The sequence below is a fragment of the Cyanobium sp. LEGE 06143 genome (genome assembly GCF_015207535.1).
Lineage (GTDB): Bacteria > Cyanobacteriota > Cyanobacteriia > PCC-6307 > Cyanobiaceae > NIES-981.
Genome location: NZ_JADEWP010000006.1, coordinates 1 through 23,202, shown reverse-complemented (window position 1 = coordinate 23,202; position 23,202 = coordinate 1). Strand labels below are relative to the sequence as shown.

35 protein-coding genes and 2 pseudogenes are annotated in these 23,202 nt (G+C 66.6%); 33 read left to right on the top strand and 4 right to left on the bottom strand.

The genetic code is table 11. The features are described from left to right. Window positions 1-92: 92 nt before the first annotated feature. From IQ216_RS01230 to IQ216_RS01220, 3 genes are all read left to right on the top strand, one after another. Complete coding sequence (locus IQ216_RS01230; protein ID WP_193813987.1) at window positions 93-491, top strand: hypothetical protein; 399 nt, start codon at window positions 93-95, stop codon at window positions 489-491. Between the two features lie 159 nt (window positions 492-650). Continuing rightward, window positions 651-893, top strand: coding sequence for an AbrB/MazE/SpoVT family DNA-binding domain-containing protein (locus tag IQ216_RS01225; RefSeq protein WP_370566546.1), 243 nt, complete (start codon window positions 651-653; stop codon window positions 891-893). Continuing rightward, the gene (locus IQ216_RS01220; protein WP_193813985.1) at window positions 887-1,222 is read left to right on the top strand and encodes a type II toxin-antitoxin system PemK/MazF family toxin; all 336 of its coding nucleotides are present in this window, start codon (window positions 887-889) and stop codon (window positions 1,220-1,222) included. Before IQ216_RS01225 ends, IQ216_RS01220 begins: the two co-directional genes overlap by 7 nt. Window positions 1,223-1,737: 515 nt before the next feature. Here IQ216_RS01220 and IQ216_RS01215 read toward each other — a convergent pair. Together IQ216_RS01215 and IQ216_RS01210 are read right to left on the bottom strand one after the other, a co-directional pair. Next, on the bottom strand, window positions 1,738-1,902 hold the full coding sequence (locus IQ216_RS01215) for a DUF2256 domain-containing protein (protein ID WP_193813984.1): 165 nt from the start codon (window positions 1,900-1,902) through the stop codon (window positions 1,738-1,740). A 233-nt stretch (window positions 1,903-2,135) separates the two neighbouring features. Further along, complete coding sequence (locus tag IQ216_RS01210) at window positions 2,136-3,533, bottom strand: PhoH family protein (RefSeq protein ID WP_193813983.1); 1,398 nt, start codon at window positions 3,531-3,533, stop codon at window positions 2,136-2,138. Window positions 3,534-3,613: 80 nt separating this feature from the next. On the opposite strand from IQ216_RS01210, the gene IQ216_RS01205 reads away from it, so the two are divergent. The 6 genes and pseudogenes from IQ216_RS01205 to proB all read left to right on the top strand — a co-directional run. After that, complete coding sequence (locus IQ216_RS01205) at window positions 3,614-4,810, top strand: F420-0:Gamma-glutamyl ligase (protein WP_193813982.1); 1,197 nt, start codon at window positions 3,614-3,616, stop codon at window positions 4,808-4,810. 142 nt (window positions 4,811-4,952) lie between these two features. Further along, window positions 4,953-6,068: a hypothetical protein gene (locus tag IQ216_RS01200; RefSeq protein ID WP_228006990.1), complete on the top strand. Its 1,116-nt coding sequence runs from the start codon at window positions 4,953-4,955 to the stop codon at window positions 6,066-6,068. Continuing rightward, on the top strand, window positions 6,058-6,579 hold the full coding sequence (gene ruvX / locus IQ216_RS01195) for a Holliday junction resolvase RuvX (RefSeq protein ID WP_193813981.1): 522 nt from the start codon (window positions 6,058-6,060) through the stop codon (window positions 6,577-6,579). Before IQ216_RS01200 ends, ruvX begins: the two co-directional genes overlap by 11 nt. 41 nt (window positions 6,580-6,620) lie before the next feature. Then, complete coding sequence (locus tag IQ216_RS01190) at window positions 6,621-7,163, top strand: DUF3727 domain-containing protein (protein WP_186700289.1); 543 nt, start codon at window positions 6,621-6,623, stop codon at window positions 7,161-7,163. Then, window positions 7,163-7,690 (top strand): YqeG family HAD IIIA-type phosphatase, encoded by a 528-nt coding sequence (locus tag IQ216_RS01185; protein ID WP_193813980.1) that lies wholly within the window; start codon window positions 7,163-7,165, stop codon window positions 7,688-7,690. The genes IQ216_RS01190 and IQ216_RS01185 overlap by 1 nt, the downstream gene beginning before the upstream one ends. Further along, window positions 7,687-8,490 (top strand): annotated as a pseudogene (gene proB / locus IQ216_RS01180) (glutamate 5-kinase); the annotation flags it as partial. The gene IQ216_RS01185 and the pseudogene proB, both read left to right, overlap by 4 nt. A gap of 90 nt (window positions 8,491-8,580) precedes the next feature. On the opposite strand, the pseudogene IQ216_RS01175 reads toward proB, so the two are convergent. Next, window positions 8,581-9,057: pseudogene (locus IQ216_RS01175) on the bottom strand (LdpA C-terminal domain-containing domain); the annotation flags it as partial. Window positions 9,058-9,290: 233 nt separating this feature from the next. Further along, window positions 9,291-9,755 (bottom strand): NAD(P)H-quinone oxidoreductase subunit N, encoded by a 465-nt coding sequence (locus IQ216_RS01170; protein ID WP_193813979.1) that lies wholly within the window; start codon window positions 9,753-9,755, stop codon window positions 9,291-9,293. Window positions 9,756-10,405: 650 nt separating this feature from the next. On the opposite strand from IQ216_RS01170, the gene rplC reads away from it, so the two are divergent. The 24 genes from rplC to IQ216_RS01050 form a co-directional block, all read left to right on the top strand. Beyond that, window positions 10,406-11,053, top strand: coding sequence for a 50S ribosomal protein L3 (gene rplC, locus IQ216_RS01165; RefSeq protein WP_186697279.1), 648 nt, complete (start codon window positions 10,406-10,408; stop codon window positions 11,051-11,053). A gap of 14 nt (window positions 11,054-11,067) precedes the next feature. Further along, entirely contained in the window at window positions 11,068-11,703 is a 636-nt protein-coding gene (gene rplD / locus IQ216_RS01160; RefSeq protein ID WP_193813978.1) for a 50S ribosomal protein L4, read from the top strand. Beyond that, window positions 11,696-11,998: a 50S ribosomal protein L23 gene (locus tag IQ216_RS01155; RefSeq protein ID WP_186697281.1), complete on the top strand. Its 303-nt coding sequence runs from the start codon at window positions 11,696-11,698 to the stop codon at window positions 11,996-11,998. Before rplD ends, IQ216_RS01155 begins: the two co-directional genes overlap by 8 nt. Before the next feature lie 15 nt (window positions 11,999-12,013). Next, the gene (rplB, locus tag IQ216_RS01150) at window positions 12,014-12,877 is read left to right on the top strand and encodes a 50S ribosomal protein L2 (RefSeq protein WP_186697282.1); all 864 of its coding nucleotides are present in this window, start codon (window positions 12,014-12,016) and stop codon (window positions 12,875-12,877) included. Window positions 12,878-12,912: 35 nt separating this feature from the next. Then, entirely contained in the window at window positions 12,913-13,188 is a 276-nt protein-coding gene (gene rpsS / locus IQ216_RS01145) for a 30S ribosomal protein S19 (protein WP_186697283.1), read from the top strand. Window positions 13,189-13,191: 3 nt separating this feature from the next. Further along, window positions 13,192-13,560: a 50S ribosomal protein L22 gene (gene rplV / locus IQ216_RS01140; protein WP_186697284.1), complete on the top strand. Its 369-nt coding sequence runs from the start codon at window positions 13,192-13,194 to the stop codon at window positions 13,558-13,560. A 20-nt stretch (window positions 13,561-13,580) separates the two neighbouring features. Further along, a complete protein-coding gene (gene rpsC / locus IQ216_RS01135; protein ID WP_186697285.1) occupies window positions 13,581-14,309 on the top strand; it encodes a 30S ribosomal protein S3 in 729 nt (242 codons plus the stop codon). Window positions 14,310-14,325: 16 nt separating this feature from the next. Further along, window positions 14,326-14,814, top strand: a complete 489-nt coding sequence (gene rplP, locus IQ216_RS01130; protein WP_186697286.1) for a 50S ribosomal protein L16 — start codon at window positions 14,326-14,328, stop codon at window positions 14,812-14,814. Window positions 14,815-14,816: 2 nt separating this feature from the next. Next, entirely contained in the window at window positions 14,817-15,041 is a 225-nt protein-coding gene (gene rpmC, locus IQ216_RS01125) for a 50S ribosomal protein L29 (protein ID WP_186697287.1), read from the top strand. 17 nt (window positions 15,042-15,058) lie between these two features. After that, entirely contained in the window at window positions 15,059-15,310 is a 252-nt protein-coding gene (rpsQ, locus tag IQ216_RS01120; protein ID WP_186697288.1) for a 30S ribosomal protein S17, read from the top strand. Between the two features lie 13 nt (window positions 15,311-15,323). Continuing rightward, on the top strand, window positions 15,324-15,689 hold the full coding sequence (gene rplN, locus IQ216_RS01115) for a 50S ribosomal protein L14 (RefSeq protein WP_087068059.1): 366 nt from the start codon (window positions 15,324-15,326) through the stop codon (window positions 15,687-15,689). Window positions 15,690-15,691: 2 nt separating this feature from the next. Then, the gene (gene rplX, locus IQ216_RS01110) at window positions 15,692-16,048 is read left to right on the top strand and encodes a 50S ribosomal protein L24 (RefSeq protein ID WP_193813977.1); all 357 of its coding nucleotides are present in this window, start codon (window positions 15,692-15,694) and stop codon (window positions 16,046-16,048) included. A 76-nt stretch (window positions 16,049-16,124) separates the two neighbouring features. Next, on the top strand, window positions 16,125-16,664 hold the full coding sequence (rplE, locus tag IQ216_RS01105; protein ID WP_186697290.1) for a 50S ribosomal protein L5: 540 nt from the start codon (window positions 16,125-16,127) through the stop codon (window positions 16,662-16,664). Between the two features lie 20 nt (window positions 16,665-16,684). Then, window positions 16,685-17,086, top strand: a complete 402-nt coding sequence (gene rpsH, locus IQ216_RS01100; RefSeq protein WP_186697291.1) for a 30S ribosomal protein S8 — start codon at window positions 16,685-16,687, stop codon at window positions 17,084-17,086. 16 nt (window positions 17,087-17,102) lie between these two features. Then, window positions 17,103-17,642: a 50S ribosomal protein L6 gene (gene rplF / locus IQ216_RS01095; RefSeq protein ID WP_186697292.1), complete on the top strand. Its 540-nt coding sequence runs from the start codon at window positions 17,103-17,105 to the stop codon at window positions 17,640-17,642. A gap of 32 nt (window positions 17,643-17,674) precedes the next feature. After that, window positions 17,675-18,040 (top strand): 50S ribosomal protein L18, encoded by a 366-nt coding sequence (rplR, locus tag IQ216_RS01090; RefSeq protein ID WP_186697293.1) that lies wholly within the window; start codon window positions 17,675-17,677, stop codon window positions 18,038-18,040. A 14-nt stretch (window positions 18,041-18,054) separates the two neighbouring features. After that, window positions 18,055-18,705, top strand: coding sequence for a 30S ribosomal protein S5 (rpsE, locus tag IQ216_RS01085; protein ID WP_193813976.1), 651 nt, complete (start codon window positions 18,055-18,057; stop codon window positions 18,703-18,705). Window positions 18,706-18,715: 10 nt separating this feature from the next. After that, a complete protein-coding gene (gene rplO, locus IQ216_RS01080) occupies window positions 18,716-19,165 on the top strand; it encodes a 50S ribosomal protein L15 (RefSeq protein ID WP_186697295.1) in 450 nt (149 codons plus the stop codon). 151 nt (window positions 19,166-19,316) lie between these two features. Beyond that, complete coding sequence (gene secY / locus IQ216_RS01075) at window positions 19,317-20,636, top strand: preprotein translocase subunit SecY (protein ID WP_186697296.1); 1,320 nt, start codon at window positions 19,317-19,319, stop codon at window positions 20,634-20,636. 49 nt (window positions 20,637-20,685) lie between these two features. Beyond that, on the top strand, window positions 20,686-21,246 hold the full coding sequence (locus IQ216_RS01070; protein ID WP_193813975.1) for an adenylate kinase: 561 nt from the start codon (window positions 20,686-20,688) through the stop codon (window positions 21,244-21,246). 80 nt (window positions 21,247-21,326) lie between these two features. After that, window positions 21,327-21,440 (top strand): 50S ribosomal protein L36, encoded by a 114-nt coding sequence (gene rpmJ, locus IQ216_RS01065; protein ID WP_006173336.1) that lies wholly within the window; start codon window positions 21,327-21,329, stop codon window positions 21,438-21,440. 125 nt (window positions 21,441-21,565) lie between these two features. Continuing rightward, the gene (rpsM, locus tag IQ216_RS01060) at window positions 21,566-21,931 is read left to right on the top strand and encodes a 30S ribosomal protein S13 (RefSeq protein WP_186697298.1); all 366 of its coding nucleotides are present in this window, start codon (window positions 21,566-21,568) and stop codon (window positions 21,929-21,931) included. Between the two features lie 193 nt (window positions 21,932-22,124). Continuing rightward, window positions 22,125-22,517 carry a 30S ribosomal protein S11 gene (gene rpsK / locus IQ216_RS01055; protein ID WP_186697299.1) on the top strand — a complete coding sequence of 131 codons (393 nt, stop codon included), beginning with the start codon at window positions 22,125-22,127 and terminating at the stop codon, window positions 22,515-22,517. A 58-nt stretch (window positions 22,518-22,575) separates the two neighbouring features. After that, a partial coding sequence (locus IQ216_RS01050; protein ID WP_193813974.1) for a DNA-directed RNA polymerase subunit alpha occupies window positions 22,576-23,202 on the top strand: 627 nt, incomplete at its 3' end.

The following is a 23,202-nucleotide window of genomic DNA, read 5'->3' as shown; positions in this document are numbered from 1 at the left end:
TTGAGGACAAACTGTGGTTGCCCGCACTTATACTAATCTACTCGCATATTGATTCGTTGGCCTGGCTTGAAGCCACTGATGATAGCATTCAGGTGTCGGTGCGCTTTCAGACTTGGGCTGATAAATGGCTGTTAAGCAGAGGAAACCTTAACTGCAGCTCAGTAGACCTGTACGGAGCAAGAAACGGATTGCTACATAGAATGACATCAGATTCAAAGCTCAGCGAGAAAGGGCTTGCGCGCAGAATTATTTACGACTATGCAGGTGTTGCCACAAGCAGGTTACTTAAAGATCACCAAATATCATCTGGCGAGTTTGCAGCAATTAATCTCATAACATTTGCGCACGAAACCAAGGATGCTGAAGTTGAGCTTATAGGCAGCTGTGATCGCGACAGCGGTGTTCGAGCCCGGTACATAATGAAAGCAGAAAGATTCTACTCAAAAGATTTTATTCAGTTTATCCAGGCTTCGGTAACCTTGAGAGCGTAATCCCGCCAGGCTAACATCAAGATCTAGCGGCCGGGGTAAAGATGCCTGATAAGCGCATTGGAGCACTTGCCGCCGCTGATCTTGGCGTTTTTCAGAGCAGGGGGATGCGCGGCAGTCACCACCGTGGCTACAATGTGAGCACGTGTGTAGGGTTTGGTCGTGGTGCGAGCGAAGCTGGTAAAAATCGGCAACTCGAGAGGGATCCGCCTCGCCAAGCCGCTGCTTGAGGTTGCGGGGCTGGCTGACGAAGTCGAGATCGAAGCGGCTCCAGGGGTTCTGACGATCAGACCATCCGCTCATCCGAGGGCTGGTTGGGCAGAGGCGGCATCGTCTTTGGTGCCAGAGGGACTTCTCGATGAAATGAGCGCTACCCAGTTTGATGACGAAGAGTGGTCATGGTGAATGAAGAACACGTCTCAAGAGGCGATATCTTCCTTGTCGCGTTGAATCCCACGCGAGGATCTGAAATCAGGAAGACGAGGCCTTGTGCCGTAGTGTCGCCGAACGAGCTGAATTCTCACCTTCGCACTTTCATTGTTGCGCCGCTCACAACTGGCGGCCATCCATACCCATTTCGTGTGCGTTGCAGGTTTGATGGCAAGGACGGCCATGTTGTGGCTGATCAGCTGAGAGCTGTAGACAGAGACCGTCTCGTCAAGCGATTGGGGAGTCTGTCGGAGACTACGCTGAATGAGCTGCTGGGTGTTCTTCAGGCAATGTTCGCTGTGTAGATGCCTAGCCAACACAGCCATGCACCTGACCCGCCACCTTCAATTTCCCGAAGCCCAACGAGACCCCGAACCAGAAGCTTTCTGCGGCCAGGTGATGGCAAGCGTTCGCTCTGCAATGAGGTGTGCAACGCCAACGGCGCGGAGGAATGCTGCCGATTGAACGAGTCTCATCTCGGATAGAGATGGGGTTCCCCCGATTTCTTGTTTATCGATGAAGAGTTCAGAAGAGCGGGTGTAGGAGCAACATTGAATCGCTGCACATGGTAAACCGGGAAGCTCTCGAGTGAACAGAGCATGGCTCGGTGGGATTGCTTTAGAGTGGAGTTGTGAGCCTCGTCATTTGCTGGCTGAATGAACGTTCACAGTCTTCAGCGTTGCAACGACCAAGGCAATCACGAGCGGGTGATGATGAGGCCAATACCGGCATTCCAGATCACTGTTTACCTTCTCCAAGGTTGCCTTGCCATGGGAGTCAATCAGTCCTACGTGTTGCTCCTGAGCTTCAAGGCAATGGCCTACTCCGCACCAACGGGAGCGACAGGGATCGTGTGGCGCCGGCGCCGGCAGCGCTCCGAGCAGTACCGCACCTCCTCCCACACGTCCTTCCATTTCTTACGCCATTGAAACGGTCGCCCACACACGGGGCAGATCTTGCTGGCGCGCTCTGCGGAATTGGTCATCGGGAATTCAGGGGAAGGTTCAGATCAGAACCGCAGGGAATGAGCTGGTTCCATGGGGGATTGGATGACAGCTCCAAGGAACCAGGTCAGACACGACATGCCGTGACAACGCGCATTCCAAAGACGGAACAGCTCCTGAGTCTCCTCCAGGTTCTCGAACTCAGCCACGCTGATGCTCCCCCAGCCGTCATGGCTGACGACGCTTTAGGGCTTGCGCTGCTGGGGCATGGCTGTCAAAGCAGATTCGCCGCCAGCTCCGCCAGTGGTGAGCGCTCACCGCGCATCAGCGTCACATGGCCGGCCAGCGGCTGTCCCTTGAAGCGCTCCACCAGCCAGGTGAGGCCATTGCTCTCCGCGTCCACATAGGGATTGTCAATCTGATAGGGATCACCGGTGAGCACGATCTTGGTGCCTTCACCCACCCGGGTCACGATCGTCTTCACCTCATGGGGAGTGAGGTTCTGGGCTTCATCCACCACCATGAACTGGCGGGGAATCGAGCGGCCGCGGATGTAGCTGATCGCCTCCACCTCCAGCAGTCCCATGCCCTTGAGATCTGACCAGTTGCCGCGCTGAGAGCGCTGACTTCGCCCACCTCCTGTGCCCCCAGGGCCGTTGCTGCGACCCGCCTCCTCCGCACTGCCACCAAGCAGGAAGTCGAGGTTGTCGATGATCGGCTGCATCCAGGGACCCATCTTCTCTTCGAGATCGCCGGGCAGGAAGCCCAGCTCCTTGCCCAGAGCGATCACCGGCCGGGTCACCAGCAGGCGTTCATAGAGGCGCTCATCGGCCACCTGGTGCAGGCCGGCCGCCAGGGCCAGCAGGGTCTTGCCCGTGCCCGCCTTGCCCACCAGGGTCACCAGCTGGATGTCGGGATCGAGCAGCAGGTCGAGGGCGAAGGTCTGCTCCCGGTTACGGGCCTGGATCCGGCCCAGGCGAACCTTCTGGGCCCGCTGCAGCGGCTGCAGGGTGCCCGTCTGGGCATGGAAGCGACTCAGCAGGGTGTGGGCTGGCTGGGCCAGGTCGATCAGCATCACCCCCTCGTTGGCCTGGGGAGGCGCCGGCAGATCCAGGCCGTCGACGCTCAGCCCGGCCCCCTGCTTCACCTGATCCATCTGCTCGGCACGGGCCCACAGCTCGCAGACCCCCGGATAGAGGTCGTCGATCGCCACCTTGTCGGTGCTGTAGTCCTGGGCGATCAGACCCACCGCATCGGCCTTGATGCGCAGGTTGGTGTCCTTGGTGACCAGCACCACCGGCGGCTGGCTGCCGATCACCGCCTCCAGCCGCTGGGCCTCCAGGGCCACAGCGAGGATGTTGTTGTCGCCGTTGCCGGCCTTCAGCTCCGGGGGCAGCTGCGCCAGGGTTTCGGCGCGGCAGAACACCACCTTCAGGGTTCCCCCCTGGTCGCCGTTGGGCACGCCATCGGCCAGGTTGCCGTGGGCCCTGAGGTCGTCGAGCAGACGTGACACCTGGCGGGCATTGCGACCCTTTTCGGCGGGGTCGCGCTTGAAGCGGTCGATCTCCTCCACCACTTCGATCGGGATCACGATCGCGTTGTCTTCAAAGCGGGTGAGCGCGGCCGGATCGTGCAGCAGCACGTTGGTGTCGAGCACGAAGGTCTTGCGCATCCCCAGGCCGCCCGGCCAGCTGGCAGCGACGCTAGATCCCCGGCTGCACGTACGCTCCGGCGAGCCACACGCCGTTGCCGTTGTTCCTCGCTGCCGTGTTCAAGATCGTCCTGGTGCTGGCCCTGCTGCTGGGGCTGCTGCTGCTGTGGCTGGAGCTGCGCCACCGGCTGCGGCCGGCGTCTCCTCTGAGGCTCAGCGCCGATGGCTTCACCGTGGAGCGTTCCCCCGCCGATCTGCCGGGGGGCTACCGGGTGAGCGGCACGATCACGATCCGCAACCCCCACCCCCGCATGGAGGTGTTCGTGCCCGAGCTGGAGCTGCGCCCCACCCTGCTGGGTCGCGGCGACCTGGCCGGCGTGCAGCTGCTCAGCCGGGTGCGTGCTGACCATCCCGACGAGGAGGGCCGCGCCGATGGCTACTGGGCCGCCTACATCGTCAAGGGCCGCAAGGCCACCAGCGCGCGCCTCAGCCTTGAGCTGCGCCCCGGCCCCGGCCAGGACCTCGACGCCCTGCTCGACACCCTCTGGCTCGAAGTGCTGTGGGTCAACTACGGCCCGTTCGGCCGCCTCTGGCGCCGGGACGGAATTCTGGTGCCGCTGCGGCTGCCCACCCCGGTGGAGCCCGCCACCGCCACCTGGCGTGCAGGGGAACGCTGTGCAGTGCTGCCCGTGCGCACCCACCTGCTCGGCAGCCTCGATGACGCCGAGGCCGTGCTGCGTCGCTACGCCGGTGCACTGCTCCAGCCAGGTGACGTGCTCACCCTGGGGGAGACCCCCCTGGCGGTGATGCAGGGCCGCTACCAGCACCCGGAGATGGTCACACCCTCAGGCCTGGCGCGGCTGCTCTGCCGGGTGTTCCACCCCACCAGTTCCCTCGCCACCGCCTGCGGGCTGCAGAGCCTGATCGACGTGGTGGGCCCGGCCCGGGTGCTGGGCGCCTGGCTGGTGGGCACGGCCCTCAAGCTGGTGGGCTCCAAGGGCTGGTTTTACCGGCTGGCCGGCGACCAGGCTCGCCTCATCGACGACGTGACCGGCACCACGCCCCCCTACGACCAGACCATCGTGCTGGGGCCCCACCAGCCGGAGCAGTTCTGCGCCCGCATGGCGGCGGCCCTGGGGGTGGCGGTGGCCGTGGTGGACGTGAACGACCTGGGCCGGGTGAAGGTGCTGGCCTCCAGCAGCGGCTGCGACGAGGCCCTGCTGCAGCGCGCCCTGCGCCCCAACCCGGCGGGCAATGCCAACGAACGCACCCCCGTGGTGCTGGTGCGGCCGGCCTGAACCCCAAGGCCCCAGCCGCCGCGGCGGCCAAGCGGTGCCGCCTCAGCGGCGATAGCATCTGGCCAGAGTGACTTGGTTTGAGCCAGTCCATTGCTCAGCCCACACTCGAGCCTGTCAAGGTCCATTCCGAGGTCTGCCAGGGATGTCGGTGCTTCCCCCATCCACTGCCCGCACCCCCATGGAGGCTCCACCGAGCCACGGCTCTGCTGGCGGCGAAGGCTCCGGGCTCGATACAACTCTGCGGCTGGAGCCACTGGCTGGCTGGCACATTCCGCTGCTGCATGATCCCGCCTACCTGCCCCTGCACCCGCTGCTGCAGCGCGCCGTGCTGCTCACCATGCCCCAGAGGCTGCTGCAGCTGCTGAGCAGCCGGCCCTCCCTGGGCCCGCAGGTGCTGGTGGCCCTGCGCCAGCAGACGCCCCAGGGATTGATCGTGACCCGGCGGCTCAACCGCAGCGGCAGCTGCTGGCAGGTGCAACACCTGCGCCTCTCGGCCACGCAGGCGCGGCGGGAGCTGGCCGGCACCCTGCTGAGGGAGGCGATCCGGCGGGGCCGGGGGGCCAGCAGCTGGATCGCCACCGCCTCCAGCCTCGACCGCGACMGTCTGGCGGTGCTGCGGGAGCAGGGCTTTCAGCCGSTGCGCACCGATCGGCTGTGGCGCTGGCCCCCGACCAGTTGCGGCCGTGGAGACGCCGCCGGCCTGGAGCTGCGCCCCCTCAACCGACGCACCTCGCCCGAGCTGTGGCATCTGGAGCAGGCCGCCTGTGCCGCCCAGCTGCGCCAGCTGCTGGACCGACGCGTTGACGACCTCCTGGCCCAGAGCCACGGCCGCGGCTGGATGCTGTTCGATCCCTGCCGGGAGCAGGCCGTGGCTGCGGTGCGCTGGATCGGTGAGCACGCCGGTGGCGGCCACGACGTGAAGCTCACCGTGCATCCCGGCTGGCAGCACCTGTTCGGAGACGCCACCGCGCTGCTGCTCAGCCAGGCCCAGCACAGCTTCGCCGAGGGTCATGCCCTCTGGCTCGGCTGCGACGTGAGCCAGGAGAACGGCCAGCGCTGGCTGGCCCAGAGCGGTGCCGAGGAGCGCGGTGAGCGGGTGCTGATGGCCCGCAGCGTCTGGCACCGGCAGGAGCTGCGGGCCCCTGCCCAGCTGGCCGCCCGTCGTCTGGAAGCGGTGTGGGAACAGTGGCAGCCCCGTCGCCAGCCCATGCCCACGCCGGTGGGCCCAGGGCAGGGCGGTCTGGCCGATGCCCCCTGAGGCGCTCGCCGCAGGCAGGCGGCGGCAGGCCCCACGGCCCCGCTCGGTGCTGGCGGTTGATGTGGGCCGCCGTCGCATCGGCCTGGCCGGCTGCGACCCGCTGGGCCTCACCGTGAGCCCCCTGCCGGCCCTGGCCCGGGGGCGCTTTGCGGTTGACCTGACCCGCCTGCAACCCCTGATCGCCGCGCGGCGGGTCGAGGCCCTGGTGGTGGGCCTTCCCCTCGACAGCGCCGGCCAGCCCACCGAGCAGTGCCGCCACTGCCGCCGCTACGGCGAGCAGCTGGCCACAGCCACCGGCCTGCCCCTGGCCTGGGTGAACGAGCACGGCAGCAGCTGGTCGGCGGCCGAGCGCCATGGCCTCCACGGCGACCGCTCCGGTGCCCTGGACAGCGCGGCCGCCCAGCTGCTGCTGGAGCAGTGGCTGCAGGAGGGTCCGGAACCCGCCATGCAGGCGCCGGTGGAGCGGGCGACCATCGCCAGGGGCGCGGAGTCCCACGTTGCACCATCCTGAGGGGCACAGCTCCTCCGATGGCGAGCACCGCAGGTTCATTCATGACTGGCTCCGGCGAGATCCGCTCCGATGTGCCCACCCTTCTGGTGCGGGATCAGCAGGGCCGCCAACTGCTCTGTTTCCTGGAACAGCTGATTCCCCTCGATGGCCACGACTACGGCCTGCTGACGCCGGTGGACACGCCGGTGTGCCTGTTCCGCCTCAACGACGATGACGACCTGCCCGAGTTGATCGACACCCTGGAGGCCAGCGAACCGATCCTCTCGGTGGCCGATGTGGTGCTCCAGGAGCATGACCTCACCCTGGTGCGCTCGGCGGTGACCCTCACGGTGAGCGGTGAACTCGATGAGCCCGACCCCGACGAGCTCGAGGAAGACGAAGAGGATGACGAGACAGAGACCTACGAGCTGCTGGTGACCTTCATGGCCGACGAGCAGGAGTACGGCCTCTACATCCCGCTCGATCCCTTCTTCGTGGTGGCCCGCATGGAGGGCAACGGCGCCCTGGTGGTGGAAGGCGAGGAATTCGATCGGGTGCAGCCCCGCATCGAGGCCGAGCTGGAGGAGCGGGAGGGGCTGGCGTGATGCTGCGTCAGCTGCTGCGGCCGAACTGGCTGATCGATCGCACCCTGGCGGAACTGCCGCTGCAGGACCTGCTGGATCAGGGCATCCGCGCCCTGGTGCTCGATGTGGACCGCACCCTGCTGCCCAGGGGCACGGCCACGATCCTGCCGGAGAGCGCCCTGCGCTGGCTGCAGGCGGCCCGCGAGCAGCTGCCGATCCACCTGTTCAGCAACAACCCGTCGCGGGAACGCATCGGCGCCGTGGCCCGGCAGCTGGACCTGCCCTTCACCACCTCAGCCGGCAAACCCCGCCGCGGCGCCCTGCGCAAGGTGCTGAACCAGTTCGCCCTGCCCCATCACCAGGTGGCCCTGATCGGCGATCGGCTGTTCACCGACGTGATCGCCGGCAACCGGCTGGGGCTGTTCACGGTGCTGGTCAAACCGATCAATCCCCAGGGGCAGCCCTGCCGTCGCGATGGCCTGCAGCGGCTGGAGCTGCGCATGGCCCACTGGCTGGGCGGTGGGCTGGGCAGTGGCCGGGGCCGATGAGCACCACCCCCCTGCGCCGGGTGGTGAAGGTGGGCACCAGCCTGCTGCGCGGTTCGGCCGAACGACCCACCGCCGCAGTGATCGCCGACCTGGCAGCCAGCCTCAACCGGGCCCGCCGCCAGGGCGACAGTGTGGCCCTGGTCACCAGCGGTGCGGTGGGGCTGGGCTGCTCCATCCTTGGCCTGGCCCGCCGCCCCACGGAGGTGGAAGCCCTGCAGGCGGCTGCCGCCATCGGCCAGGGGCGGCTGATGGGCCTCTACCAGGACGCCTTCGCCGTGCGCGGCCTCAAGGCGGCCCAGGTGCTGCTCACCCGGGGGGATCTGGCCTCGCGGCGGCGCTATCAGAACGCCTGCCGCACCATGGCCCAGCTGTTCGCCTGGGGGGTGGTGCCCGTGGTGAACGAGAACGACACCCTGGCCACCGATGAGCTCCGTTTCGGCGACAACGACACCCTCTCGGCCCTGGTGGCCGTGGCCGTTGGCGCCGACGAGCTGATCCTGCTCACCGACGTGGACCGTCTCTACTCGGGCGATCCCCGCCAGGACGCCAGCGCCGAACCGATCAACGAGGTGGGCAACCTGGCTGAGCTGGAGCGCCTCAGCCAGGGAGCCAGCGGCGGTGGCCAGTGGGGAACGGGCGGCATGACCACCAAGCTGGCGGCCGCCCGCATCGCCACCTCCAGCGGCATCCGCGTGCACCTGGCCGATGGCCGKGATCCCGCCGTGCTCGATGCCTTGGTGGCCGGCGAGCGGGTCGGCACCCTGTTCCAGCCCGCCGCCACCCCCCTGCCCGACCGCAAGCGCTGGCTGGCCCATGCCCTGCTGCCCCACGGCAGTGTGCGGCTCGACGTGGGGCAGCAGGGCATGGGCCGTGCCCTGGCCCAGATCACCGCTCATCGGGCGGCCATCCAGTTGCCAGAGGGGCGCAAAGCCGCAGGAGCGCAGGGCCCCATAGCGCTGCCACAGCTCCCGGGCGGTGAGGTCGCCGGCGGCACTCACCGCCAGCCGCCGCAGCGGCACACCGCTGGCCCTCAGCTGCTCCAGCCTCTCCTGAAAGCCCTGCAGGCGCCCCGGCTGGGTGTGGAGTTCCACGGCATCGGGCGCCAGCTGGCGCAGCAGGGGCGCCACCGCAGCGGCCTCCAGCACCTGGCTGCGTTCTTCGATCAGCCCATGGGGGCAGGCGGGCAGGCAGCGGCCGCAGCCGTAGCAGCGGGCGTCCAGCACCCCGGCGGCACCGGTGGCCGCCTCGCCGATGGCCAGGGCCGGGCAGATCCGCTCGCAGGGGCGGGGGCAGTCAGCCGGGCAGGCGCCGGGATCGAACCAGGCCTTGCGGAAGTGGGGGTCGGCGCCGTCGCTGAGGCTCAGCATCAGCCAGGGACGCCTGGCGCCGTGGCGGTCGGCCCAGTCGAGCCCCCGACGGGCCGCCGCCACGACGGCCGGGTCCGCGGCCACGTCCACGCAGTGGACCCCGGCCAGGGCGTAGAGCCCGGCCAGGTCTTCGATGGCAGCCAGATCGTGATTGCTGGCGCCGCCGATCCACTTCACCCAGCGCCCCTGGCGCAGGGCCGCGTCCGGGGTCAGGGCCAGACCTGGAAGGGAGCTCAGGCCGCCACCAGCAACTGCTCCAGAGGCTGCCACTGCAGCTGCCGGGCACCACCCATCTCCACCACGATGCGCAGCCGCGACTCCCGGCGGGTGAGATCGATCAGGGAACTCAGCTCCCCTGTGGAAAGCACCTTGCCCTCCAGCAGCCACAGGAGGATGGGCCCGCCGCCCTCGAGCAGGCTGCCCAGCTGGGGCATCACCCGATGCACCTCACCCACAGCAGCCGTGCGGCCCACGCACTGGTGGCCGAGATGGGGTGGGCGCACGCCATGCAGCTGCATCAGAAAGGCCTCGGGATCGCCGAGGCCCCGGGCCGACGTGATCTGGGCGCGATAGCCCGCGGCGCGCAGCCGGCGCATCAGCCGGGTTTCGGCACCGCCTTCGAGGGGGGCGAACAGGCCAAGGGCCCCTGCTTTCTCAAGGTCCTGCCGGAATCCACGACCGGAGAGCAGCAGTGGCATGGTGAGGTCGGCTCGGTCTGCCGGCAAGTTTGACAGCCCCGGCCCCGTTTCGCTCCAGACGCCACCGCCCGGCAGGCCCGGAACCGCAGCCGCAGCACCTCACGAACACCGCCGCGCAGTCGCGGACACACCGCCAGGCTCCGATCACCCTCCAGGCCGTGAGCCAGGAGGGGGTCAGGTCATGCGTTACATTTGATCGCTGTGCTTCGAATCCGCGCCCGTCCGCTAGCCGGGCCTCCGGATCCCTGCACCCGATCACCAGTGGTGGTGATCGATCCGGCCCAAGCGGATGGTCCAGATCTCGATGTCAGGTTCCGGCCTGAAGCGCGATCGCCGATCCACCGCCGGGAAACTTCCTGAACGCACCAGCCCCTCCACGGAGTGCGGCCAGTCCGGTCCAGGCCAGTCCCAGCCGCGCTGAACAGAGTCCGCTCTGTCTCGCTAGCGCCCTGAGCTTCGTGATCCAGGAATCCCATCGCTCGTCGGTGGTCGCCTGCGGGTGATCCAGCGACAGCCACCCGCCTGCTCCAGGCAGGTGGATCAGTGCCGCTTCCTGACCAGAACGTTCAAGGCCCTGCCAGACCAACGCTTCCTCTGCCTCAGCTTCACCGGATGCGTCCGGTGGTCCAGCTGGCGTTGACTCCCTACCTATGTCCATCGGCATTCTTGGGAAGAAACTGGGCATGTCCCAGTTCTTCGACGAGGCAGGCAAGTCCATCCCGGTCACCGTGATCGAGGCTGGCCCCTGCCGCATCACCCAACTCAAATCCAGCAGCACGGACGGCTACACCGCCGTGCAGCTCGGCTTCGGCGACATTCGCGAGAAGCTGGTCAACAAGCCCGCCAAGGGCCACCTGGCCAAATCCGGCGAGGAGGTGCTCCGCCATCTCAAGGAGTACCGGGTCGACAGTCTCGATGGGCTGGAGCTCGGCGCCGTCGTCTCTGTTTCGGCCTTTGAGGCTGGCCAGAAGGTCGATGTGAGTGGCGACACCATGGGCCGGGGCTTCTCCGGCTACCAGAAGCGCCATGGCTTCAGCCGCGGCCCGATGACCCACGGCTCCAAGAACCACCGCGAGCCCGGCTCCACCGGTGCCGGCACCACGCCCGGCCGCGTCTACCCCGGCAAGCGGATGGCCGGCCGCTATGGCGGCAAACAGATCACCACCCGCGGCCTCGTGATCCTCAAGGTGGACACTGAGCGCAACCTGCTGGTGGTGAAGGGATCCGTGCCCGGCAAGCCCGGAGCCCTGCTGAACATCTGCCCGGCGAACCGGGTGGGCGCCAAGGCCGGGAACTGAGGAGAACCGAGAACATGGCTGATTGTGTGATTCGCGACTGGCAGGGCAAGGAAGCCGGCAAGGCTGCCCTCGACCTCAAAGTCGCCAAGAAGAGTTCCGCCACCGACCTGGTGCACCGCGCCGTGGTGCGCCAACTGGCCCACGCCCGCCAGGGCACGGCCAGCACCCTGACCCGGGCCGAGGTTGCTGGTGGTGGCCGCAAGCCCTACAAACAGAAGGGCACGGGCCGGGCTCGTCAGGGCTCGATCCGCACCCCACTGCGGCCCGGCGGCGGCGTGATCTTCGGACCCAAGCCCCGCAGCTACAACCTGGCGATGAACCGCAAGGAGCGGCGCCTGGCCCTGCGCACGGCCCTGATGAGCCGCGTGGCCGACATCACGGTGGTCAAGGGCTTCGGCTCTGACCTTGACACCCCCCGCACCAAGGAGATCACCGCGGCGCTGGGGCGATTCGGCATCGAGGCGGGCACCAAGGTGCTCGTGATCCTCGACAACCCGTCTGAAGTCGTGCGCAAATCCGTGCGCAACCTCGAGACGGTGAAGCTGATCGCCGCGGATCAGCTCAACGTGTTCGACCTGCTCCACGCCAGCGCGCTGGTGCTGAGCGAGGAGGCACTCGCGAAGATTCAGGAGGTCTACGGCGATGACTGAACGTTTTGCAGGTCGGCTCGCGGATGTGATCCGTCGGCCCCTGATCACCGAGAAGGCCACCCGCGCCCTCGAGTTCAATCAGTACACCTTCGAGGTGGACCACCGGGCCGCCAAGCCCGACATCAAAGCAGCGGTGGAAGCCCTGTTCGATGTGAAGGTGCTGGGCGTCAGCACCATGAATCCGCCACGCCGCTCGCGCCGCGTTGGCCGCTTCGCTGGCAAGCGTGCCCAGGTCAAGAAAGCGGTGGTGCGCCTGGCCGAGGGCAACGCCATCCAGCTGTTCCCTGAGTCCTGAGGGGTCTGAAACCACATGGCAATCCGTAACTACCGCCCCATCACCCCCGGCACCCGCACCCGCGTGGCCAGCGACTTCACCGAAGTCACCGGCCGCGGACGGGAACGGGGCCTGGTGGTGGCCAAGCACCGTCGCAAGGGCCGCAACAACCGCGGTGTGATCACCTGCCGCCACCGCGGCGGTGGCCACAAGCGCCTCTACCGGCTGGTGGACTTCCGCCGTGACAAGCACGGTGTGACCGCCAAGGTGGCGGCCATCCACTACGACCCACACCGCAACGCGCGGCTGGCCCTGCTCTTCTACGCCGATGGCGAGAAGCGCTACATCCTGGCCCCGGCCGGGATCGAGATCGGCCAGCAGGTGGTGTCGGGCCCCGATGCCCCGATCGAAACCGGCAATGCCCTGCCGCTCTCGTCCATCCCCCTCGGCTCCAGCGTTCACAACGTGGAGCTGTATGCCGGTCGCGGCGGCCAGATGGTGCGCACCGCCGGCGCCAGCGCCCAGGTGATGGCCAAGGAAGGTGAGTACGTCGCCCTCAAGCTGCCCTCCACTGAGGTGCGGCTGGTGCGGCGTGAGTGCTACGCCACCCTCGGTGACGTGGGCAACTCCGAAGTGCGCAACACCAGCCTGGGCAAGGCCGGCCGCAAGCGCTGGCTGGGCCGCCGCCCGGAAGTGCGGGGTTCGGTGATGAACCCCTGCGACCACCCCCACGGTGGTGGTGAGGGCCGGGCGCCGATCGGCCGCTCAGGCCCTGTCACCCCCTGGGGCAAACCGGCCCTCGGCCTCAAGACCCGCAAGCGGAACAAGCCCAGCAATCGGTTTGTGCTGCGGAAACGTCGCCGCACCTCCAAGCGGAGCCGTGGCGGACGCGATTCCTGATGACCCACACCGCATTGCCCGCCTCCTGATCCGCTATGGGACGTTCACTCAAAAAAGGTCCGTTTGTTGCCGACAGCCTGCTCAGCAAGGTTGAGAAGCAGAACGCTGCCAACGACAAAACCGTGATCAAAACCTGGTCACGCGCCTCCACGATTCTGCCGATGATGATCGGACACACGATTGCCGTGCACAACGGCAAATCCCATGTGCCGGTTTACGTGACCGAGCAGATGGTGGGGCACAAACTCGGGGAATTCGCCCCCACCCGCACCTTCCGCGGCCACATCAAGGACAAAAAAGGAGGCCGTTGATCCATGGCTAACACTGCTCCCAACCAGGCAGCGCCCAACCAGGCCCTCGCTCACGGCCGCTACATCCGTGGCTCCGTGAGCAAGGTGCGGCGGGTGCTCGATCAGATCCGTGGCCAGAGCTACCGCGAGGCCCTGATCATGCTCGAGTTCATGCCCTTTCGCTCCACGGGCCCGATCACCAAGGTGCTCCGCAGCGCCGTGGCCAATGCCGAGCACAACCTCGGTCTCGATCCAGCCACGCTGGTGGTCACCGGGGCCACCGCTGACATGGGACCTTCCCTTAAGCGGTATCGCCCCCGTGCCCAGGGTCGCGCCTACGCGATCAAGAAACAGACCTGCCACATCAGCATCGCTGTGGCCCCTTCCGCCTGACCCCCGAGGACACCGAACCGATGGGACACAAAATCCATCCAACCGGCCTGCGCCTGGGGATCACCCAGGATCACCGCTCCCGCTGGTACGCCCCAAGCAAGACCTACCCGACCCTCCTCCAGGAGGACGACCGGATCCGCAAATTCATCCACAAGAAGTACGGCTCCGCCGGCATCTCCGATGTGCTGATCGCCCGCAAGGCCGACCAGCTGGAAGTGGAACTGAAGACGGCCCGCCCCGGCGTGCTGGTGGGCCGCCAGGGCAGCGGCATTGAGGATCTGCGCACGGGCATCCAGAAAACCGTGGGTGATGCGAGCCGCAAGGTGCGCATCAACGTGGTGGAAGTGGAGCGTGTCGACGCCGATGCCTTCCTGCTGGCTGAGTACATCGCCCAGCAGCTCGAGAAGCGCGTGGCCTTCCGCCGCGTCATCCGGATGGCTGTGCAGCGGGCCCAACGGGCCGGCGTGCTCGGCCTCAAGATCCAGGTGAGCGGCCGCCTCAACGGCGCTGAGATCGCGCGCACCGAATGGACCCGGGAAGGCAGGGTGCCCCTGCACACCCTGCGGGCCGACATCGACTACGCCACCAAGCTGGCCAGCACCACCTATGGGGTGCTGGGCATCAAGGTGTGGGTCTTCAAAGGTGAAGTGTTGCCTGGGCAGAAGGAGCAACTGCCCGTTGGCGCCGCTCCCCGCCGCCGCACCAGTCGGCAGCCGCAACAGTTCGAAGACCGCTCGAACCAGGAGTGATCAGGAGGCCTGAACCATGCTGAGTCCAAAACGCGTCAAATTCCGTAAGCAACAGCGAGGTCGCATGCGCGGCGTCGCCACGCGCGGCAACACCATCGCCTTCGGGGATTTTGCCCTGCAGGCCCAGGAGTGCGGCTGGATCACATCCCGCCAGATTGAAGCCAGCCGTCGGGCCATGACCCGCTACGTCAAGCGGGGCGGCCAGATCTGGATCCGCATCTTCCCGGACAAGCCCGTGACCATGCGCCCTGCGGAAACCCGCATGGGATCCGGTAAGGGCAACCCGGAATTCTGGGTGGCCGTGATCAAGCCGGGCCGCATTCTCTTTGAGATGGGCGGCGCTGAGATCACCCCGGAAATTGCCCGGGAGGCGATGCGCCTGGCGCAGTACAAGCTGCCCCTCAAGACCAAGTTCCTCACCCTGGCCGACCAAGAGGCCGCGGCCGATGAGCCCGCAGCAGCCGCTGCGGCGGTGGCCGAACCCGCCCATTCCGTGGAGTCCTGACCATGGCCCTTCCCGTTATCGCCGACGTGCGCAAGCTCAGCGACGGCGACCTCATCGAGCAGGTCAACGCCACCCGGCGCGAGCTGTTCGATCTGCGCTTCCAGCAGGCCACCCGCCGCCTGGAACATCCGCACCGCTTCAAGGCAGCCCGCATCAAGCTGGCTCACCTGCTCACGGTGCAGAACGAGCGCAAGGGCTCCACTGCCCCAGCTGATTCAGCCTCCTGATACCCCCCGTGATCCCCATGGCACTCAAGGAAAGGGTCGGCACCGTCGTCAGCGACAAGATGGACAAGACGGTGGTGGTGGCGGTGGAAAACCGCTTCCCTCACCCCATCTATCAGAAGACGGTGAGCCGCACCAAACGCTACAAAGTCCACGACGAAGACAACAGCTGCAAGGTTGGCGACAGGGTGCGGATCACCGAGACCCGCCCGCTCAGCCGCACCAAGCGCTGGACCGTGGCCGAGGTGTTCAACGCCTCTGCCCACTCCTGAGGAGAAACGACCCATGATTCAACAAGAGACGTTTCTCAATGTCGCTGACAACAGCGGCGCCAAGCGCATTCAGTGCATTCGGGTGCTCGGCACCAACCGTCGCTACGCCCACGTCGGCGACGTGATTGTGGCCGCCGTCAAAGATGCCATGCCCAACATGGGCGTCAAGAAATCGGATGTGGTCAAGGCCGTGGTGGTGCGCACCAGGGCCACCCTGCGTCGCGACACGGGCAACGCCATCCGCTTTGATGACAACGCTGCCGTGATCCTCGGCAACGAGAACAACCCGAAGGGCACACGGGTGTTCGGTCCCGTGGCCCGGGAGTTGCGTGAGCGCAACTTCACCAAGATTGTGTCCCTCGCTCCGGAGGTGATCTGACCATGGCCACCGCAACGCCAAAATCCAAGCCCGCTGAGCGCATCAAGATGCGTCTCAAGAAGGGCGACACCGTGCAGGTGATCAGCGGCAAGGACAAGGGCAAAACCGGAGAGGTTCTGCGCACCCTGCCCTACGACAATCGCGTGGTGGTTCAGGGAATCAACCTGCGCACCCGTCACGTCAAGCCCACCCAGGAGGGCGAGACCGGTCGCATCATCACGGAGGAAGCCTCACTGCATGCCTCCAACGTGATGCTGTATTCCACCACCAAGAACGTGGCCAGCCGCGTCGAAATCGTGGTCGAGAAAGACGGCACCAAGAAACGTCGCCTCAAGAAAACAGGCGAACTTCTCGACTGACCCCCTTCAACCCACCCTGCTGCCGAGTTCCCCTCGCCTTCTGACCCAGCCCAGAAGCGCAACCTCTTCCCCCGCCATGTCCCTCAAACAGCGCTACCGGGAGACGATTCAACCCAAGCTCCTCAAGGATCTGAGTCTCTCCAATGTCCACGAAGTCCCGAAGGTGGTGAAAGTMACCCTCAACCGGGGCCTGGGTGAAGCCGCCCAGAATGCCAAGGCCCTCGAGGCCTCGATCGCGGAACTGGCCACCATCACTGGCCAGAAAGTGGTGGTGACCCGGGCCAAGAAGGCGATCGCAGGCTTCAAGATCCGCCAGGGCATGCCGATCGGCGTCGCCGTCACCCTCAGGGGCGAACGGATGTATGCCTTCCTGGAACGGCTGATCAACCTGGCCTTGCCCCGCATCCGCGACTTCCGTGGCGTGAGCCCGAAGAGTTTTGACGGCCGCGGCAACTACACCCTGGGAATTCGAGAGCAGATCATCTTCCCTGAAATCTCGTTCGAGAAGATCGATGCGATCCGTGGCATGGACGTGACGATCGTGACGAGCGCCCGTAACGACGAAGAGGGCCGGGCCCTTCTCCGCGAGATGGGAATGCCGTTCCGCAGCAACTGAGCCCTCTTCGGACCTGACCCATGGCCAATCACGACCCCATTTCCGACATGCTCACCCGCATCCGCAATGCGAGTGAGAAACGTCACGAGACCACCAAGATCCCGGCTTCCCGCCTGATCCGCAGCATTGCCAATGTGCTGCAGCAGGAAGGCTTCATCGCTGCCATCAGCGAAGAAGGCGAAGGGGTGCTGCGCCACATCGTGGTGGAACTCAAGTACAGCGGTAAGCACCGCCAGCCCACCATCCGCTCCGTCCAGCGGGTGAGCAAGCCGGGCCTGCGCATCTACAAGAACAATCGTCAGCTGCCCAAGGTGCTGGGCGGCCTCGGTGTGGCCATCATCTCCACCTCCAAGGGAGTGATGAGCGACCGTGACGCCCGCAAGCAGGGCGTGGGTGGCGAAGTGCTCTGCTACGTCTACTGATCAGGGAGATCCACTCATGTCACGTATTGGTAAAGCGCCCATCCCCGTGCCCGACAAGGTCACCGTCACCCTCCAGGGGCTCGAGGTGACCGTGAAGGGCCCCAAGGGGGAACTCAACCGCACCCTGCCCGAGGGGGTATCGATCAGCCAGGACAGCGGCCTGATCGTGGTGAGCCCCAGCGGCGAGAACCGCCGCTGCCGCGAGCGCCACGGCCTCTGCCGCACCCTGGTGGCCAACATGGTGGAAGGGGTGAGCCAGGGCTTCAGCCGCAAGCTCGAGATCGTCGGCGTGGGTTACCGCGCCGCCCTCCAGGGCAAAAAGCTGGTGGTCTCCGCCGGCTATAGCCACCAGATCGAGATGGTTCCCCCCGACGGGATCTCCTTCGCGGTCGAGGGCACCACCACCGTGGTGGTGTCTGGCGCCAACAAGGAGCTGGTGGGCAACGAGGCCGCCAAGGTCCGCGCCATCCGTCCTCCTGAGCCCTACAAGGGCAAGGGGATCAAGTACGCGGGCGAGCGCATCCTGCGCAAGGCCGGTAAGACCGGTAAGAAATGAGGTCTGCCTGAGCATCGTTACTCTGTATTGCCATGTCATCCCTCTCCCGCAAACAGCAGACCCAGAAGCGTCACCGCCGTCTGCGTCGCCTACTCAACGGCACCGCCGAGCGTCCGCGCCTGGCCGTGTTCCGCTCCAACAACCACATCTACGCCCAGGTCATCGACGACGGTGCCCAGAGCACCCTCTGCTCGGCCTCGACCGTGGACAAGGAGCTGCGCCCCAGCGTGACCACCGCCGCCACCTGCGAGGCCTCGGTTGCCGTGGGCCAGCTGGTGGCCAAGCGCGCCCTCGCCAAGGGCATCTCCCAGGTGGTCTTCGATCGCGGCGGCAACCTGTACCACGGCCGGGTCAAGGCCCTGGCTGACGCCGCCCGGGAAGCGGGCCTTCAGTTCTGATCCCGACTTTCACCATGACCCAAACCAACGAACAAGTTCAATCCAGCGGTGCCGTGCCCGCAGCAGCCGGGGTTCCGGCGGCAGCCGAGGGCCAGCAGGAGCGCCGTGGAGGTGGCGGCGGCGGCCGCGGTGACCGCCGCGGCGGTGGCCGGGGGCGCGACAACCGTCGCGGCCAGGAGCGCGACTCGGAATGGCAGGAGCGGGTGGTGCAGATCCGCCGTGTCTCCAAGACCGTGAAGGGCGGCAAGAAGATGAGCTTCCGGGCCATCGTCGTGGTGGGGAACGAAAAGGGCCAGGTGGGCGTCGGCGTCGGCAAGGCCGGCGACGTGATCGGCGCCGTCCGCAAGGGCGTGGCCGATGGCAAGAAGCACCTGGTGAAGGTGCCTCTCACCCGTGCCAACTCGATTCCCACCCTCAGCAACGGCCGCGATGGCGCTGCCAGCGTGCTGATCCGGCCCGCCGCTCCAGGCACCGGGGTGATCGCAGGCGGCTCGATTCGCACCGTGCTGGAGTTGGCTGGCATCAAGAACGTGCTGGCCAAGCGCCTCGGCTCCAAGACGCCGCTCAACAACGCCCGCGCCGCCATGGAAGCCCTCTCGGGCCTCCGCACCCACAAGGAGACCGCCAAGGAGCGGGGCATCTCCCTTGAGCAGATCTACTCCTGAGGCCCTTCCGATGAGCATCACTCTCCAATCCCTCAAAGCCAACCCCGGCGCCCGGCGCCGCAAGCTCCGCAAGGGTCGGGGCATCGCCGCCGGTCAGGGCGCCAGCTGCGGCTTCGGCATGAGGGGCCAGAAATCCCGCTCGGGCCGGCCCACCCGCCCCGGCTTCGAGGGCGGCCAGATGCCTCTCTACCGGCGGGTGCCCAAGCTCAAGCACTTCGAGCTGATCAACCGCAAGGAATTCACGGTGCTCAACGTGGCCCGGCTGGCCGACTGCGCCGCCGGCAGCACGGTCAACCTCGACACCCTGGTCAAGGCCGGCATCGTCACCAGCCCCAAGCACCCGCTGAAAGTGCTCGGCCATGGTGATCTTGGCGTGAAGCTCACGGTTCAGGCCTCCGCCTTCACCGCCAGCGCCCGGGCCAAGATCGAGGCCGCCGGTGGCAGTTGCGAGATCATCTGAGCGCCGTGCCCGGCGGCGGCCCCACGGGTCGCACAAGCCTCCGCCCTAGGGTCTGAGCCGTCCACCGGAATGCGGTGGACGGCTTTTTGATGATGACCCTCTGACCCCTGGCTTGCCCAGGCCGCCCTGCCCCCTTTTCCAGCCAACCACCATGCTTCTCAGTCGGGGACGCAACCCCAGCGCCGGTGAGATCCTCACCCAGCTGATCCAGTCCAAAGGCCTGCGCGACAGGGTGCTCACCACCCTGGGGCTGCTGCTGCTGGTGCGGCTGGGGATCTACATCCCCGTGCCCGGCATCGACCGGGTGGCCTTTCAGGAGTTTCTGGCCCAGGGCGGCCAGCTGATCGGCTTCCTCGACATCTTCACCGGCGGGGGACTCTCCACCCTGGGCATCTTCGCCCTGGGCATCCTGCCCTTCATCAACGCCTCGATCATCATTCAGCTGCTCACGGCAGCCTTGCCCCAGCTCGAAGACCTGCAGAAGAACGAGGGGGAGGCCGGGCGCCGCAAGATTGCCCAGATCACCCGTTACGTGGCCCTGGGCTGGGGCATTCTCCAGAGCACGGTGTTTGCCCTGATCCTGCGCCAGTACGCCACCGAAGGACTGTCGGAACCGGTGTTCGTGATCCAGACAGCCCTGGCCCTGGTGACCGGTTCAATGATCGTGATGTGGATCAGCGAGGTGATCACCGAACGGGGGATCGGCCAGGGGGCCTCCCTGGTGATCTTCGTGAACATCGTGGCCACCCTGCCGCGGGCCCTGGGCTCCACGATCGAGCTGGCCCAGAGCGGCGACCGCAGCACCGTGGGCGGCATTGTGGTGCTGGTGGTGGTGTTCCTGCTCACGATCGTGGGCATCATCTTCGTGCAGGAGGGCAACAGGCGCATCCCGATCGTGAGCGCCAAGCGTCAGGTGGGGGGCACCAACCTGCTGGCGGCGCGCCAGAGCTACCTGCCCCTGAAGCTGAATGCCGGCGGCGTGATGCCGATCATCTTCGCCTCCGCTGTGGTGTTCCTTCCTCTCACCATTGCCAACCTCACCCGCAGCCCCTGGCTGATCCAGCTGGCCAGCTCGCTCAATCCCAACAGCAGCACACCCTGGCTCTACGCCCTGGTGTTCTTCGGGCTGATCGTGGGCTTCTCCTTCTTCTATGCCTCGCTCACGGTCAACCCGGTGGACATCGCCAGCAACCTGAAGCGCGGCGGCGTCGCCGTGCCGGGGGTGCGACCAGGCTCAGCCACCGCCACCTACCTCGGCGGCGTGCAGAATCGCCTCACGCTGCTCGGGGCCCTGTTCCTCGGGGCCGTGGCCATCATTCCCTCGGCCGTGGAGGGCGCCACCCAGGTGCGCACCTTCCAGGGGCTGGGCGCCACCTCGCTGTTGATCCTGGTGGGCGTGGCCATCGACACCGCCAAGCAGGTGCAGACCTACGTGATCTCCCAGCGCTACGAAGGGATGGTGCGTCAGTAGGACCGGCCCCAGCTCCCCACATCCAGACCTTCCTCCCCACTGTTCTGCCATGAAGCAACGACTCCTGTTCCTGGGCCCCCCCGGTGCCGGCAAGGGCACCCAGGCCGAGCAGCTGGCCAAAGGCCGGCAGCTGCTCCACCTCTCCACAGGAGACCTCTTGCGGGCCGAGGTGAAAGCCGGCAGCGCCCTCGGCCAGCAGGCCGAGGCAGTGATGGCCCGGGGTGAACTGGTCAGCGATGCCTTGGTGCTGGCAATCGTGCGCAGCCGCCTGGAGCGCCAGGCAGAAGAGGGGGGCTCCGGTTGGCTGCTGGACGGCTTTCCCCGCAACCTGGCCCAGGCCGAAGCGCTGGAGCGCCTGCTGGCCCAGCTCGGCCAGCAGATCGAGATCGTGGTGTTGCTGGAGCTGGACGACAGCGTGCTGCTGCAGCGGCTGCTCAGCCGCGGGCGTGCCGATGACAACGAGGCGGTGATCCGCCATCGCCTTGAGGTCTACCGGGAGCAGACGGCGCCCCTGATCCGTTACTACCAAAAAAAAGGGCTGCTGCAGGGCGTCGATGCCAGCGGCCCGGTCGAGGCCATCGCCGCCCGCATCACTGCCCTGCTGGACTGAGCCCTCCGCCGGACCATGGGATGGAGAGGTTGACCCATGTGATAGGTTGGCGGTTTGCAAATTCGGAGAGCACAACGCCCATGAAGGTGCGTGCCTCAGTCAAGAAGATGTGCGACAAGTGCCGGGTGATCCGCCGCCACGGCCGGGTGATGGTGATCTGCACCAACCCCAAGCACAAGCAGCGCCAGGGCTGATCCTGCCCTGGCAGGGCCTCAGCCGGGGCCACTGCACCACGCCCGCCCAACGGCGGGCAACCCCTGGGCCTTCCCGGGGCCACCTGCCTCTGGCGGGTTCCTCTGACCCTTGAATCGTTTCCCACGTGGCTCGGATTGCCGGCGTCGATATCCCTCGCGACAAGCGGGTTGAGATCGCTCTCACCTATGTGTATGGCATCGGGCTCACCCGTGCCCAGAAAATCCTCGCCAAGACCGGCGTGAGCCCGGATATCCGGGTCAAGGACCTCAGCGACGCCGATGTGCAGAAACTGCGCGGTGCCGCCGAGACCTTCACCCTCGAAGGCGACCTGCGCAGGCAGGAGGGCATGGCCCTCAAGCGCCTGCAGGACATCGGCTGCCTGCGGGGCCGCCGTCACCGCATGGGTCTGCCGGTGCGTGGACAGCGCACCCGCACCAATGCCCGCACCCGCCGGGGTGCCCGCAAGACCGTGGCCGGCAAGAAGAAGTAAGCCCATCCGCCCGGTTCGAGGCCCTGCCGCCTGAGCTGAGCACCCAGACCCTGCCGCCGAGCATCGTCGCGAGCCTGCTTCCGAGAGGCTCATGGCCTTCCCAGCATCCAGCCGGGCCGGCTTCACCGCTCAGGCGTCACCAGGGTCTGCCCCCGTTCCCCGATCACCTCCTGCTGCAGCAGGCCTCTCCACCATGGCAAAGCCAGCCAAGAAAACGGGCCCCAAGAAGGCCAAGCGCAACGTGCCCAACGGCGTTGCCCACATCCAGAGCACCTTCAACAACACCATCGTGTCGATCTCCGACACGGCCGGTGAGGTGATCTCCTGGAGCTCCGCCGGTGCCAGCGGCTTCAAGGGCGCCCGCAAAGGCACCCCCTTTGCCGCCCAGACCGCTGCCGAAGCCGCCGCTCGCCGCGCCCTGGAGCAGGGCATGCGCCAGATCGAGGTGCTGGTGCGCGGCCCGGGCTCCGGCCGCGAAACCGCCATCCGCGCCCTGCAGGTGGCTGGCCTGGAGATCACCCTGATCCGCGACGTGACCCCCCTTCCCCACAACGGCTGCCGGCGTGCCAAGCGCCGCCGCGTCTGATTCGTCGCCCCGTCCCTTCCCAGGGGCCCCTCCGCCCAACCTTCCGACTGTTCAGACCGTGCTGCACTACCAAATCGACCGGATCGAGCATCAGGTCTCCGACGACCGGGCTCAGACCGGCGTCTTCCTGATCGGCCCCCTGGACCGCGGCCAGGCCACCACCCTGGGCAACGCCCTGCGGCGGGTGCTGATTGCCGGCCTGGAGGGCAGCGCCATCACGGCGGTGCGCATCTCCGGCGTCAATCACGAGTACGCCACCGTGCCCGGCGTGCGTGAAGACGTGCTGGACATCCTGCTCAACTGCAAGCAGGTGGCGGTGAACAGCCGCAGCCGCGACCTGGAGATCGGCCGACTGGTGGTGAACGGTCCCAGCACCGTGACAGCAGCCGACCTGCAGTTCTCCTCTCAGGTGCAGGTGATCGATCCCGACCGCCTGATCGCCATCGTGGCCGACGGCTTCAGCCTCGAGATGGAGGTGCACGTGGAACGGGGTGTGGGCTACCGCCCCGTCGACCGCCATAACGAGGACACCAGCGCCATCGATCTGCTGCAGATCGATGCGGTGTTCAAGCCGGTCAACCGCGTCAACTACAGCGTCGATGAGACGGCGGTGGGTGAGGGAGGCTCGGCCCGCGAGCGGCTGCGGCTCGAAATCGAGACCGACGGCAGCGTCACTCCAGACGAC